A 13,296-nucleotide genomic window follows, 5' to 3' on the forward strand; every position below is an offset into this window, starting at 1 on the left:
TAAGTATGTATAAAAGGTTGTGATTACATGCAAACGGTTAAAAATAAAAAACGAATCTATCTCTCATCACCGCACATGAGCGGAAATGAACAAAAATATATTCAGGATGCATTTGATACAAATTGGATTGCTCCTCTTGGTCCGAATGTAGATGCCTTTGAAAAGGAACTTGCAACTTTTGTTGGCGTAAAGGATGCTGCAGCGGTTAGTTCAGGCACTGCTGCTATTCATTTGGCACTGCGGTTATTAGAAGTTCAAAAAGGAGATAAAGTGTTTTGTTCAAGTCTTACTTTTGTAGCAAGTGCAAATCCTATTATGTATTTAGGAGCTGAATCAATATTTATTGATTCAGAGCCGGAAACATGGAATATGTCGCCTCAAGCATTGGAACGTGCGTTACGTGATGCGAATAAAGAAGGTAAATTACCCAAAGCTGTTATTGTTGTTAACTTATATGGGCAGAGCGCGAAAATGGATGAAATTCTTTCATTATGTAATGAATATGATGTTCCTGTCATTGAGGATGCAGCAGAATCTCTCGGTTCTACATATAAAGGAAAAGCAAGTGGAACATTCGGGAAATTCGGTATTTATTCATTTAATGGCAATAAAATCATCACAACTTCTGGTGGAGGAATGCTTGTTTCCAATGACGTAGAGGCATTAGAGAAAGCGCGGTTTTTAGCAACTCAAGCAAGAGATTTAGCACCTCACTACCAGCATAGCGTGATGGGATACAATTATCGAATGAGTAATATATTAGCCGGTGTTGGAAGAGCTCAATTAGAGGTGTTAGAAGAGAGAGTTCGGGCTAGAAGGTTCATATTTGAGCGGTATTACCGAGAATTATCTAGTATACCTGGGTTTGACTTTATGCCTGAACTAGAAAATACTTGTTCGAATCGTTGGCTTACAACTTTAACGATTGATGAAAAAGAAGCAGGTATATCTATAGAATCACTATTGGGATCCTTGGCTGAAGAAAATATTGAAGCTCGTCCTGTTTGGAAGCCGCTTCATATGCAGCCGCTTTTTGAAGGGGGAAAATATTATCCTCATAACGAAAATAATCATGTGGATGAACAATTATTTAAAATGGGTGTTTGTCTTCCTTCTAGTTCCAACATGACAGATGAGGAATACCAAAGGGTCATTCAATGTATCAAAAATGCTTTATAAAATAAAGCACCTTCTGAATGACATGTCTACATTCAAGAGGTGCCTTTATATGAATTATTACGTTTGAAATGGGATTAAACACGAATAAAAGTAGTTAGGTTTATCTTTTTCTCGTGATGTTTTCTTCTTTTGTGAAACTTTTCCTTTAATTGAATATCAAGGCAATCTCTATAGAGAATATAATTATAAGTATACATAATCTTATGGTAATTGCTCTTTGCCTTTTTATATGAAAGCGTTAAAAGTGAAAACATAGTGCGGAACCTCCTTGATAAACTTTATGAGCGCAAAGAAGTATGTATTCAATGATGTGTAACCCATTAACTGTTTTGCGTTGCTATTTCTTAATAATTTTATTTATGATGATTGTACATTTCTTTTTAAAGAATAGTATTTTTATATTGAGTTTCTTATTACGAAAATAATTTATGAACATCAACCTTATATATATTAACAGTTTTTAAAAGAAGGGTAAATCTTAGTTTCCCTTATAGAGAAGTGTATGATATAAAAAATGGGGCTAAGGAGGGGTTTAAACGAATGATTGGAAAAAATATTTATCAGTTTCGAAAAAATAGGGGGCTTACTTTATCTGAACTAGCAGAAAGGGCTGGAATTTCCAAGTCCTATTTAAGCAATATTGAAAGAAATATAAACCAAAATCCGTCTATCCAAGTGATGGAAAAGATAGCATTGGTATTGGAGGCAGATCTCAATACATTACTCGAAACGAAAACAAATGTGGAAAAGAAACAGAAGATTGAAAGAGAATGGATTGATTTTGTTTATGAATTAAAAAAAGCAGGGGTTGATAAAGAGGAGCTTGGGGAATTTAAAATATTAATTGATTTCATTAAATGGCAGAATTCAGGAGTAAACAAGTAATGGAACTGTACATTCTTGTTTATGGTAGTTTCGTTATTATGATAGATTTTATGTTATGTAGTGTGCTGTAAAACTTATCTCCATGCAGAATTTACGCATAAAAAGACAGCCTCTCCTTATGATAACTCCGCATAAACATGTCTTGCAAAAGTTGTTTTATTATGTTGACAGTAGCACTCTGCTTATTTTTTCACTTCTATCTTTTCAGGTTGAATATGGTAAATTTTATTCCATGAAAAATTGTAAGCGCTTTTTCTGTCTTTAATCTTACCAGTAATACCCCACCTTAAAGTTTGGAGGAAAATAAGGAATTTAGGTGGGGAATAAACTGTTGGTATGTACTTGATTTGACTGGCTTTTATCAAGGAAGGGTGAAGACCTGCTTTTCACTATTATAAAATAGGAATCTTATTGCTTCTCAATTCTCTGACGACGTAATATAGTGTTTAAAAAATTATACCCCCTCTTTTTATATAATCTTACATATTCAAAGAAAAGATGCCTCTCCATGCTATTTGATCCCAATTCGAAAGAGAGCTCTATTTTAGAAGGCAGTATCCAGTTGTATATGGCTATTAGACAATGTTTGATTGTATCAAAATCTAAAAAGTTGAAGTAAGCAAAATTTATGTATTGCTTAAATGATTTAAAATCTCTGTCTCTGATTGCTTTGTATTCCCACCATAAGTTGTCTTTTCTATTGAGAGGAAGCTGTTTTACGTTTTCTAATTGTGGAAACAAATTATAGACAATCGCTAAAGTTCTAAGGACTCTTTTTAAAGTTTTGTGAGAAGCTGCTTCTTTAAATAAAACAGCATAATCAAGTTTGTCATGTAACGCGTATATCATTTGAATTATATCTATAAAATACTTTAAAGAATTTAAATTATGCTTCCAACCGTGAAGGCAAATCATATAAAAGGTGTGATAATCAGAAAGTTCTTTTATATAGTTATATGGTTTTAAAGATTTTGCTTGATCCCAAAATTCTTCTATTTGAAGGTTGGATGTGTTTTCTTTTAATAGATCCCAATGTATCTCAACCGTTAGGGGAATTGTTGATCCAGGCAATGCTTTACTAAAGCTACAATGGAAATGAGAAGGGATATATTCTTCTTCAACTGTAAATCCTAGTGATTTTATGCAATCAATGGCTTTTTTTAGATTATTTGCTTTGATTAACAAATCAATATCTGATGTAGACCTAGCTCCTATGTGACCAAAATATTTTTCTGCAAATATCACACCTTTAATTGGAATAACATCAACTTCAATTTCCTCAAATTTGTTTAGAATTTGTTCTGTTTGGTTTTTAATAAATAAATTTAGGTATAATGTTTCATTGTATTTTTGAGTCAACTGTTCTTGAAAAAAGAGGGGTGTTTGATTAAGTATCCTTTGTTGTTTTAATAAATAATAAATTTGGGAGTGAATTTCAAAAAACTCAATATCCTCCATGGCTTGCTTATAAAATTCTTCGTCAGTTGGTACAGGAATTTGTGAATCATATAATGCTTGTATTAAATGAACAATCAAGGATTTCAACACCTTTCTGCATTAGATCAATATTAATTTAAGCATTTAAAGTTATCGTATTGTTTTCTTTTGCTTGTTGAGAAACTTGCATATGGTATAAGTCACGATACAAACCGTCTTTGGCTACGAGCTCCTCATGGCATCCTGTTTGTACAATTTTTCCCTCATCCATTACGATAATGCAATCTGCATTCTGAATCGTTGATAATCGGTGTGCGATGACAAGCGTCGTTCGATTCATCATTAATCGATCTAAAGCTGTTTGTACTTGTTGTTCAGTTTGGCTGTCTAGTGCGGATGTCGCCTCATCTAACAAGAGAATAGGTGCATCTTTTAATAGGGCCCTTGCTATGGCAATTCGCTGTTTTTGTCCTCCTGACAGTTTTATACCTCTTTCACCAATTTCTGTGTCATATCCATTCGGCAGAGAAAGAATAAACTCATTGATATTAGCAGCCTTTGCAGCATCAATCATTTCCTTCTCAGTAATAGTGGTACCTGGACGCGCTAATAGCAGATTTTCTCTTATTGTTCCACCGAAAAGAAAGGTTTCTTGAGGAACATGGGCAATCGAACTTCTTAATTCAGAAGGAGAGAGATTTTCAATTGCTATATCATCAATCAAAATGCAGCCCAATTGCGGTTTATAAAAACCTTGCAGTAAATTAAATAGAGTTGTTTTCCCTGCACCGCTTAAACCAACAATTGCAGTTACTTTTCCTGCGTGAATCTTTAAATTAAAGTGTTTAAAGATTATTTGTTGTTCATCGTAGCTGAACGTGATGTTTTGGAACTGAATTGATTTTATTACTGGTTTAGCTGGGGAATAGGTTGCTATATTCGTAGATTCAGTTGGTAATTCCAAAATCTTTAGGAGCCTTTCTACAGCTGTAATCGATCTTTGAAATCCTGCCCATTGACCAGCTAGTCCTGTTAACGGATATACTAAATGATTAACTAGATTGATAAAGGTTAATAATGAGCCTACTGACATGACTCCATCTGAAACAAAATATGCGCCTAAACAGAGACTGATAAGAAATGTGAAGGAGCTTACAGCTTGGCCGCCTGCATAAAACCATCCACCTAGTTTTGTGTTATCTAATTCTAGAGAATATAGCTGCTGGTTCTGCTGGGTGAATTTTTTATATAACAATTTTTCCATTGTAAATGAACGAATCACAGAGAAGCCAAGAAAAGTTTCGTTAAGCAGGTTATTCATCGTACCTAGTAGGCTATGTATGAGTCGACTATTTCGCCGAAGCAGTAGACCGAAAACGACACCTGCTAGTGCTGCGAGAGGCGCAACTAATACACTCAATAAAGCTAATTTCCAATTGATATAAACTAAATAAATAAAAACAGTAATATAAATAAGAGGAAGTCTAATCAAATTAATAAGACTTCTTCCTATAACTCCATTAATATTATGAATATCATTAGTAAAGTGAGATAATAATTCTCCTGAACGGAGGTTAGAAACATCTTTGGCAGGGAGCAGTAATATATGTTTAAATAACTGTTTTTTTAAATCTCGTTTCACACCGTTTGTTGCGACAGATTCGAAGTAAGTATCAAAGAAACTTGACGTAATGCTTATGAATGTTAGGATGCATGCTAGCGGAACTAGCAATTTTATACGATGAAAGTCGCTTCGTACAGCTGCGTCTAAAATATTTCCAAAAAGCCAAGCGAACGCTAAAGTAAGGAAGATATCAATAAATAGTAAAAAAAGGAGAACCATATACGCCTTGCGATGTCTCATAATATAAGGCCTTAATAAGGAAAAGGTTTTTTGCATGTCTCCCATTGTAAAGTATTGTTTCATTGTATCTAGTATCGCTTGTTTTTTTCGTCCGATCATATGAACCCCTAATTTTATATTTTTTCTTTTTTATATATTCTCTATCATAGATATGAAAGCTGATAGTATTTGTGCCAGAGAATTCAATTGTAAAGGTAACAATGAACACTCTGGCAGACATGTATTTATTATTTAATTGCCTTTTCCGCCGCCATGGCCACCGCCATTCCCATTATGCGGACCTGTGTATGGAGGGTTCGGATAGTTTGTTCCTCCATTTCCGTTTCCTGGGTGATCTACGTTACCGTGCCCTTTGTTCCAGCTTTGAGCGGTTTCAAAGCGGATAGGTTGACTGCTTAATACCATAGGTCGAGTATAGGATTTTTGTCTATTTAGATTCTCTGTCTTCATTGATTTACCCCCTACTATAAAATGTAGCGCTTCGTGTTCATTATAAAGAACAGTTAATTCAAAGTAAAGATATATAAAATGACATTTTCTGAATTTTTTATTATATTAATAAGTAATTATCTTCAACCTCAAGATTGTCAGGAATTGAAGGGAATATATGGGGAGAAAATACTATTGAAATGTACTATTTTGTCATATTTTCGATCAATGAGGATGAAGAACCACCCATTGATGGAAGTCTCACTTTATACTTGTATTTCACTACTGCAAAATAGAGGATTTATTCTTGGGATTAAATTTAAAACAAAATTTCTAATTATATAAAAATATATTTACAAACAGAATATCAGTGTTTAAAATGAAAACAAATTCATTATATAGAACACTTTGGGGTAAATTGTTCAACTTAACGAATTGAATGTAAGGTTTTATTAAAGGAATTAAAATTTTGTCACATGTATAAACCAATACGAAATATAGGAGCTCATGCTATGAAAAATGTATTAGTTCAAATAGGAGAACATATTGTTTCAATCTCTTCTACATCTGAAAAGTTAATGGATTGGATAAAGACACATTTTCAAATTGCTGAAGGAAATCATGTTGCAAAAATTAAATCACCCAATTTATCTATTCATATTGAAGGCAATTATGGAGTCTCTTTTGTGGATTATAATGTAGAAATTTGTTCCGATTCAGACAAGATTACGTATCAGCGTGCTGATTATCTCATTAATGTTAACAGTATATATAATGAAGCAACGATTTCAGTTTATGATGAACTAGCTTTAAAACATGCTTTACATAATCTATATAGTGCTTTTATCATCCATAATCGTTGGGGACTGTTAATTCATTCATCTTGTGTGGATCATGAAGGAAAAGCTTATCTATTTAGTGGTCAATCGGGAGCGGGTAAATCGACAGTTGCTAAGTTATCAGCACCTAGACCGCTTTTATCCGATGAAGCCACTATTGTGAAAATAGATGAGAATGAAATTAGAGTATTTGATTCTCCATTTCGAAGTGAATTAACGACATCTTATGCCTATCAATCTTGTCATCTTTCGTCAATTTATCTTCTAATTCAATCGTTAGATGTGAAAGCTTTACCAGTGAAAAAATCAGACGCTATGTTAGGGATAATGGATAAAGTTTTTTATTGGCACCACGACTCCTTAGAAACAGCAAAACTATTAGATATGTGTAAACAATTAGTAGATAAAATTCCGGTTTATAAGATGTATTTTCAAAAAAATGATAGCTTTTGGGAGTTGATATCATGAGTTTAAAATATGAATGCACAAACGACATAAATATTGTAGAAATTGACAATGAGTGGATTATTATGAATACAGAAAATTTTACGGTAACAAAGGTAAATGCTATTGGTGCTTATATTTTAGAAGAAGTAAGAGGACAAAGAGAGTTTGAAGATATCATTTGTAATATTGCAGATAATTACGATGTTGATTTAAATACAGCAAGATTAGATGCATTGGCTTTTCTAGAAGAATTAAAAGGGATAGGTTTAATACAAAATGGAAGAGTGTAGTCTCCAAATTTCAGGTATAAAATACTTGCTTCAAAAACAAGGATGGGTTGATATTCCTTCCTCTGGAGTCAGTATGTATCCTTTGATTAAAGAGGGGGATATTTGTAGGTTTGTCCCTTTAGGGAGTAAGGAATTAAGAAAAGGGGAAGTTGTACTTTTCGTATCAAATCAAGGACAGTTAGTAGGGCACAGATATTATGATAATTTTGTTGAAAATGGTGTGCTTTACTATAAGTGTAAGGGAGATACAAATGTTTCTGTTGATTCCCCTGTGAAAAAATCTCAATTAATAGGAAAATTAGTTTGTATTAAAAAAAAGAAATTTCAATTGAATTGCGACGGTTTCATAGCTCGATTATGGAGATGCATTGTTTTAACTTTGCCTAGTTTACCAAGATGGTGTAGAAAATATCTATACTTGTGGACAAGGTTAAAGAGTAAACAGGGGAGTTCATTATAAAGAATTTAGAAATTATAATAAGTTGAAAATTCAGTTTATTTATTGACATAGTAAAGATGAAATGATAATTTTATCTTAATAATATTCTTCTTTTATGAAATTAAAAAACAGCTATATATTGAAAAATAGATAGTAAAATCAACTATAAATCTTTACTTGTTGTTTTTTGTTGAACTAAACATAAATGTTCTTTAAAAAGAACATAAATAGAGCGACAAAATGTAGGTAGTTGTGGAGGAACTGTCTGTAAAAGCCCAATTCGTGAGAAGTAATTATCAGTGGAGAATGAATTAAGTTAAGCTGATGAGAGCTTTACTTGATTCGATTGGGCTTTACTTACTTGTTGCATAATGGGAGGAAAAAATGAGTGCTATAACTGGGATTTTACATTTTAGTGATGAGCCTATAACGATTGAATACGGCACAAGTATAATGAAGGATTTGCAAAAATATCCTGCTGATGATGTTCAAACATGGCACAAAGATAACGTCTTCCTAGGTTGTCACGCACAATGGATTACACCAGAGTCCATTGGTGAACAATTGCCTTTTTATGATTACGAAAGACAATTAGCGATTACAGCAGATGCCATTATTGATAATCGTGATGAGTTATTTGAAAGGCTACAAGTGGATTATGCGGATAGAAAAAGGATGACAGACAGCGAATTAATTTTGCTCTCCTATCAAAAGTGGGGGGAAGAAATTCCTAAGTATTTAATAGGCGATTTTGCTTTTATGATTTGGGATGAAAGAAACCGAAAACTATTTGGAGCAAGGGACTTTTCTGGGAGTCGGACTCTCTATTTTTATCGTGGTCAGCAACGGTTTGCTTTTTGTACGATTATAAAGCCGTTATTTACTTTACCATATATCGAGAAGACTCTGAACGAGCAATGGCTTGCTGAATTTTTAGCTATACCAGTGAACTTCGAATCGGTAGATCCTTCTTTAACAGTCTATAGACATATAGAGCAGGTACCTCCTTCACATACTATCTCGGTGGAGGACGGTAAAGTAACACTTTTGAGATATTACACACCGGTTGCTGGAGAAAAGCTCCGGCTTAAGTCGAATGAAGAATATGAAGAGGCATTTCGAGACGTATATCAAAGGGCAGTAAAGACGCGTTTACGCACTCACCATCAAGTAGGAGCTCATTTGAGCGGAGGACTGGATTCAGGTTCTGTTGTTAGTTTCGCTTCAAGAGATTTACGCAAAGAGAATAAGAAATTACATACGTTTAGTTATGTTCCGGTAGAGGGATTTGTAGATTGGACACATAAAGGTAGGGTAGCTGATGAAAGGCCTTTTATTCAATCGACTGTACAGCATGTAGGAAATATAAAGGATCATTATTTGGATTTTACAGGAAGAAGCCCCTTATCAGAAGTTGATGATTGGCTTGAAACATTGGAGATGCCATATAAATTTTTTGAGAATACTTTTTGGTTAAAGGGTGTTTATGAAGAAGCCCATCAACAAGGAATAGGTGTGCTTTTGAGCGGACAAAGAGGTAATTGGACTGTATCGTGGGGGCCCGTTTTAGACTATCAAGCTATGCTTTTGAAAAGGCTGCATTGGATTCGCTTTTTCCGTGAGTTGCATTTATATAGTAGAAACATAGGAGTAAAAAAATCGCGAGTCTTTGCAGTAGTAAGACAAAAGGCATTTCCATTTTTAAATCAGTTATTTTCATCGGAAGACCAAAGTCTTTTCCCAGTAATAATCAATCCAGAATTTGCAAAAAAAATGAACGTTTTAGATAAGCTCAAAGAGCATGATATCGATATGACGGGTTCCTCCATTTCAACTGCATATGAAATGAAAAAGCAACAATTTGAGCAATTGTACTATTGGAGTATAAATGGGACGTATGGAACGAAATTATCTCTACGTTACTCTTTATGGGACCGTGATCCAACGAATGATTTACGTATAATTCAATTTTGTTTATCAGTTCCGGAAGAGCAATATGTCCAAAATGGTTTAGATCGGGCTCTTATTCGAAGAGCAACAAAAAACTATCTGCCTGATAAGGTTAGGTTAAATCAACGGGTTCGAGGTGTTCAGGGAGCAGACGGGGTATATCGTATGGCACCTGCTTGGAATACATTTATTGAGGAACTTCAACAGCTTAGCACAGATCCTATAATCTCTGAATTTCTAAATGTAGAAGTAATTAAAGCAGCAATTTTAAAGATTCGAGAAGAACCGCGACCAGAATACGCGTTTGATTTAGACTTTAGAATTTTAATGCGTAGTCTAATCGTTTATCGGTTTATAAAAAAATTCACTTGAAAGGGGGTGATACCATGAAAAAAGAGTGGCAAAAACCAGTACTAGAAGTACTTGATATTAACATGACGATGGCTGGACCTGGACATAAAACTCCTGATGCTGTTCAACCTGATCCAGACGATCCTGTAAAGTACAGCTAAATTATGAAAAATTTTTAAAGCCCTTATATAGTCTGAAATCATATAAGGGCTTTAAAAAACAATTTTGTTGAAAATGTGGAGTGAACAAGATGATAAATACCGTAAGAAATGTGGTATATAAAGCTTTCGGATTAAGAATAGTAAGCGAAATTCCTCTACCAGAATTACCTCAAATGAGTGAACAGAAGGATATGGCAGATATCACAATTGAAATTGCCGATTTATCTGGACAATGGCGTAAATATACTGCTGAGCAACAACAAAGGTTTGTTGTTGAAGAAAATGTAGTGATGTTTCAGGTCCCTCATACTGCTATATTTTCTATACAAGAAGGAAAAAAAATTATTGTTTCACCTATGCCAGGGGTGGAAGAAGATAAAATACGGCTTTATATTCTTGGAACTTGTATGGGAGCGTTATTAATGCAGAGAAAAATACTCCCATTACATGGAAGTGCGATAGCCATTAACGGGAAGACTTATGCTTTGGTAGGTGATTCGGGGGCTGGAAAATCAACTCTAGCTTCAGCCTTTTTGCGTAAAGGATATCAACTTTTAAGTGATGATGTGATTGCCGTGTCTCTTTCATATGAAAATTCTCCATTTGTTATGCCGTCTTATCCGCAGCAAAAATTATGGCAGGAGAGCTTAAATGAGTTTGGAATGGAAACAACTCACTATCGTCCGTTGTTTGAAAGAGAAACGAAGTATGCCGTACCTGTATCTTCCCAATTCTTTGCTGATCCATTACCTCTTGCAGGTGTGATTGAACTAGTTAAAACGGAGAATGAGAGCATTGAATTGCTTCGAACTGAAGGACTTGAGCGTTTGCACACCTTATTTCGGCATACATTTCGCAACTTTTTAATCCCACGTTTAGGATTGATGGAATGGCATTTTGCAAATTCTGCAAATATGGTAAATAAAATTGATATGTTCCAGTTAAAGCGTCCCATTTCAAGATTTACAGCTCACGAACTTGTATCTCTCATTTTAAGTTCTTTAAATAAAGGAGGAATATAGATGATCGATGCTCAAAAGATTTCGTTAAAGTGCCAGGTTGTACAAAGTAAAGGAAACATCGTAAGTGATATGGATGGAGAAAAAGTAATGTTAAATGTTCAAAAAGGAAAGTACTACAATTTAGGTGAAATGGGAGGGGAAATATGGGATCTTATTGAAGAGCCAATCACGGTTGATCAGTTGGTCAATAAGTTAACATCTAATTATGATGTAGAACGAATAGAGTGTGAAGAACAAGTTCTTTCCTTTTTAGAACTTTTATTCAAAGAGCATTTAATTCATATTGAAGATTAGTTTTATACTTTTTACTAGATCTGTTCGGAAGGGATTCATGAATATTGTGAAAAAACTAAGGATATTTTTATCGTTGAATACGAAAACAAAGCTTTTATTTTTAGAGGCTTTTATTTTTTTAGGGTGGGCTCGTGTTCTTAAAAGTATACCATTTTCTAAAGTTGCACCTTCTTTAGGCGATCACATGAATGAAACACCTTTTACTCACATTCAGTTACACAGAGAGGTATTAAAGAATGTGTCTCATGCTATACATATTATGAGCCGTTATACGTTTTGGGAAAGCCAATGCCTTGTTAAGGCTATAGCTGGGATGAAGATGCTCGAGAAACGTCAAATTGAAAGTACCCTTTATTTAGGAACTGCTAAAGATGATAATGGAAAATTGATTGCACATGCATGGTTACGCAGTGGTCCTTTTTATGTTACTGGATCGGAAGGAATGGAGAAATTCACTGTCGTTGGAAAATTTGCAAAAAGGATAAGCGAGGACACTATTAAAGGAGAATACAATGAGTGATGATTTTAGACTTAATGTGGAATTCATGTCTAAGGAATTAAAATTCTTGCTTGAAGTTTTGAAGTTGAAAGATGACGATGTCATGCCAGTGAACAGTAATAAATGGTTTAAAGACATTGATTGGAATAAATTTCTCGAACTAGTAATGCATCATCGCGTCTATTCATTTATTTATTCAAAGGTGAAAGAGATAGATGAAAAATTGATTCCTTCACATGTTGTTCAAACTCTGTATCGATTGTTTAAAAAAAATACGTTTCAAATGTTGCATTTAAGTGCTGAGATGGAACAAGTAAGTAAACTATTTACCGAGAATGAGATTCGTACCCTTTTTTTAAAAGGACCAGTAGTTGCTCATGATCTTTATGGAGATATCTCTTTGCGGACATCCTGCGATTTGGATATTCTGATTCCTATTCATAAGTTGGAAGAAGCGGAAAGCCTTCTTTTAGAGCAGGGCTACGTGAAAGATGATTATATTCAAACGATATTAAATGACTGGAAATGGAGACATCATCATATAACATTTTTCCATCCTCAAAAGCAAATCAAACTTGAAATTCATTGGAGGCTACATCCTGGTCCTGGAAAGGAACCAAGTTTTGAGAAACTGTGGGAACAAAAACGAAAAAGCACGCTTACGAGTTATCCTGTGTACTTATTAGGAAGTGAGGACTTGTTTCTATTTCTTGTTTCTCATGGAGCACGTCATGGATGGTCTAGACTGCGTTGGTTAGTAGATATAAAGCAAATGGTAAAGCAAGGGCTCGATTGGAAAGAAGTTAAAAAGTTATTCGAAAAATATCAATGTGGGCATGTAGGAGGACAAGCACTAATTCTATCTGCTGAGCTTTTAAATGCAACAATCCCTGAAGAAATAAAAGTGTTAACAGACCAGAGGCGGTCAAGACTCTTGGCACAAGATGCATTATTTTATATTAGACAAATGATAAATCTACATACAGATCCTGTTCCAGATGAAGTAGCTACGTATCACAGTCGGCATTTATTTTCATTAATGTCAAATCGACAAAAGTTTTTATTTATTATTAGCAATCTTTACCCTTATCCTATTGATGCTAAAACGTTACCACTACCTAAACCCCTTCACTTTTTGTATTTTCCTTTACGTCCTTTTTTATGCTTCTGGAGGAAAACACGGAAACAAGCTTTAACATAGGGGGGATAA

14 protein-coding genes are annotated in these 13,296 nt (G+C 34.3%); 11 read left to right on the top strand and 3 right to left on the bottom strand.

All coding sequences use genetic code 11. The annotated features are described in order from the left end of the window. Window positions 1-27: 27 nt before the first annotated feature. Together ACFQZ1_RS20960 and ACFQZ1_RS20965 are read left to right on the top strand one after the other, a co-directional pair. Window positions 28-1,179: an aminotransferase class I/II-fold pyridoxal phosphate-dependent enzyme gene (locus ACFQZ1_RS20960; RefSeq protein ID WP_377884085.1), complete on the top strand. Its 1,152-nt coding sequence runs from the start codon at window positions 28-30 to the stop codon at window positions 1,177-1,179. Between the two features lie 540 nt (window positions 1,180-1,719). Continuing rightward, complete coding sequence (locus ACFQZ1_RS20965) at window positions 1,720-2,064, top strand: helix-turn-helix domain-containing protein (RefSeq protein ID WP_377884086.1); 345 nt, start codon at window positions 1,720-1,722, stop codon at window positions 2,062-2,064. A gap of 408 nt (window positions 2,065-2,472) precedes the next feature. Here ACFQZ1_RS20965 and ACFQZ1_RS20970 read toward each other — a convergent pair whose 3' ends face one another. From ACFQZ1_RS20970 to ACFQZ1_RS20980, 3 genes are all read right to left on the bottom strand, one after another. Further along, window positions 2,473-3,600, bottom strand: coding sequence for a nucleotidyltransferase domain-containing protein (locus ACFQZ1_RS20970; protein WP_377884087.1), 1,128 nt, complete (start codon window positions 3,598-3,600; stop codon window positions 2,473-2,475). A gap of 37 nt (window positions 3,601-3,637) precedes the next feature. After that, entirely contained in the window at window positions 3,638-5,464 is a 1,827-nt protein-coding gene (locus tag ACFQZ1_RS20975; protein WP_377884088.1) for an ABC transporter ATP-binding protein, read from the bottom strand. Window positions 5,465-5,596: 132 nt separating this feature from the next. Next, complete coding sequence (locus tag ACFQZ1_RS20980; RefSeq protein WP_377884089.1) at window positions 5,597-5,815, bottom strand: hypothetical protein; 219 nt, start codon at window positions 5,813-5,815, stop codon at window positions 5,597-5,599. A gap of 491 nt (window positions 5,816-6,306) precedes the next feature. On the opposite strand from ACFQZ1_RS20980, the gene ACFQZ1_RS20985 reads away from it, so the two are divergent. The 9 genes from ACFQZ1_RS20985 (at window position 6,307) to ACFQZ1_RS21025 (ending at window position 13,287) form a co-directional block, all read left to right on the top strand. Beyond that, complete coding sequence (locus ACFQZ1_RS20985; RefSeq protein ID WP_377884090.1) at window positions 6,307-7,101, top strand: hypothetical protein; 795 nt, start codon at window positions 6,307-6,309, stop codon at window positions 7,099-7,101. Beyond that, a complete protein-coding gene (locus ACFQZ1_RS20990) occupies window positions 7,098-7,370 on the top strand; it encodes a PqqD family protein (protein ID WP_377884091.1) in 273 nt (90 codons plus the stop codon). The genes ACFQZ1_RS20985 and ACFQZ1_RS20990 overlap by 4 nt, the downstream gene beginning before the upstream one ends. Further along, the gene (locus ACFQZ1_RS20995) at window positions 7,357-7,830 is read left to right on the top strand and encodes a S24/S26 family peptidase (RefSeq protein WP_377884092.1); all 474 of its coding nucleotides are present in this window, start codon (window positions 7,357-7,359) and stop codon (window positions 7,828-7,830) included. The genes ACFQZ1_RS20990 and ACFQZ1_RS20995 overlap by 14 nt, the downstream gene beginning before the upstream one ends. Window positions 7,831-8,193: 363 nt before the next feature. Beyond that, the gene (locus ACFQZ1_RS21000) at window positions 8,194-10,131 is read left to right on the top strand and encodes a lasso peptide isopeptide bond-forming cyclase (RefSeq protein WP_377884093.1); all 1,938 of its coding nucleotides are present in this window, start codon (window positions 8,194-8,196) and stop codon (window positions 10,129-10,131) included. A 14-nt stretch (window positions 10,132-10,145) separates the two neighbouring features. Beyond that, window positions 10,146-10,271: a paeninodin family lasso peptide gene (locus ACFQZ1_RS21005; protein ID WP_377884094.1), complete on the top strand. Its 126-nt coding sequence runs from the start codon at window positions 10,146-10,148 to the stop codon at window positions 10,269-10,271. Between the two features lie 89 nt (window positions 10,272-10,360). Then, window positions 10,361-11,293: a phosphoenolpyruvate carboxykinase (ATP) gene (locus tag ACFQZ1_RS21010; protein WP_377884095.1), complete on the top strand. Its 933-nt coding sequence runs from the start codon at window positions 10,361-10,363 to the stop codon at window positions 11,291-11,293. Further along, window positions 11,294-11,587 carry a lasso peptide biosynthesis PqqD family chaperone gene (locus ACFQZ1_RS21015; RefSeq protein WP_377884096.1) on the top strand — a complete coding sequence of 98 codons (294 nt, stop codon included), beginning with the start codon at window positions 11,294-11,296 and terminating at the stop codon, window positions 11,585-11,587. A 37-nt stretch (window positions 11,588-11,624) separates the two neighbouring features. Then, window positions 11,625-12,107 carry a lasso peptide biosynthesis B2 protein gene (locus tag ACFQZ1_RS21020; RefSeq protein ID WP_377884097.1) on the top strand — a complete coding sequence of 161 codons (483 nt, stop codon included), beginning with the start codon at window positions 11,625-11,627 and terminating at the stop codon, window positions 12,105-12,107. After that, complete coding sequence (locus ACFQZ1_RS21025) at window positions 12,100-13,287, top strand: nucleotidyltransferase domain-containing protein (protein WP_377884098.1); 1,188 nt, start codon at window positions 12,100-12,102, stop codon at window positions 13,285-13,287. The genes ACFQZ1_RS21020 and ACFQZ1_RS21025 overlap by 8 nt, the downstream gene beginning before the upstream one ends. Window positions 13,288-13,296 lie beyond the last annotated feature (9 nt).

It is taken from the genome of Bacillus sp. CGMCC 1.60114 (assembly GCF_042676365.1).
GTDB lineage: Bacteria > Bacillota > Bacilli > Bacillales > Bacillaceae_G > Bacillus_A > Bacillus_A rhizoplanae_A.

Coding starts and splice junctions, on each gene's coding strand:
- ACFQZ1_RS21000 (WP_377884093.1), top strand. CDS start 8,194: ATGAGTGCTATAACTGGGATTTTACATTTTAGTGATGAGCCTATAACG.
- ACFQZ1_RS20965 (WP_377884086.1), top strand. CDS start 1,720: ATGATTGGAAAAAATATTTATCAGTTTCGAAAAAATAGGGGGCTTACT.
- ACFQZ1_RS21010 (WP_377884095.1), top strand. CDS start 10,361: ATGATAAATACCGTAAGAAATGTGGTATATAAAGCTTTCGGATTAAGA.
- ACFQZ1_RS21025 (WP_377884098.1), top strand. CDS start 12,100: ATGAGTGATGATTTTAGACTTAATGTGGAATTCATGTCTAAGGAATTA.
- ACFQZ1_RS20990 (WP_377884091.1), top strand. CDS start 7,098: ATGAGTTTAAAATATGAATGCACAAACGACATAAATATTGTAGAAATT.
- ACFQZ1_RS20985 (WP_377884090.1), top strand. CDS start 6,307: ATGAAAAATGTATTAGTTCAAATAGGAGAACATATTGTTTCAATCTCT.
- ACFQZ1_RS20995 (WP_377884092.1), top strand. CDS start 7,357: ATGGAAGAGTGTAGTCTCCAAATTTCAGGTATAAAATACTTGCTTCAA.
- ACFQZ1_RS20980 (WP_377884089.1), bottom strand. CDS start 5,815: ATGAAGACAGAGAATCTAAATAGACAAAAATCCTATACTCGACCTATG.
- ACFQZ1_RS21020 (WP_377884097.1), top strand. CDS start 11,625: ATGAATATTGTGAAAAAACTAAGGATATTTTTATCGTTGAATACGAAA.
- ACFQZ1_RS20960 (WP_377884085.1), top strand. CDS start 28: ATGCAAACGGTTAAAAATAAAAAACGAATCTATCTCTCATCACCGCAC.
- ACFQZ1_RS21005 (WP_377884094.1), top strand. CDS start 10,146: ATGAAAAAAGAGTGGCAAAAACCAGTACTAGAAGTACTTGATATTAAC.
- ACFQZ1_RS21015 (WP_377884096.1), top strand. CDS start 11,294: ATGATCGATGCTCAAAAGATTTCGTTAAAGTGCCAGGTTGTACAAAGT.
- ACFQZ1_RS20975 (WP_377884088.1), bottom strand. CDS start 5,464: ATGATCGGACGAAAAAAACAAGCGATACTAGATACAATGAAACAATAC.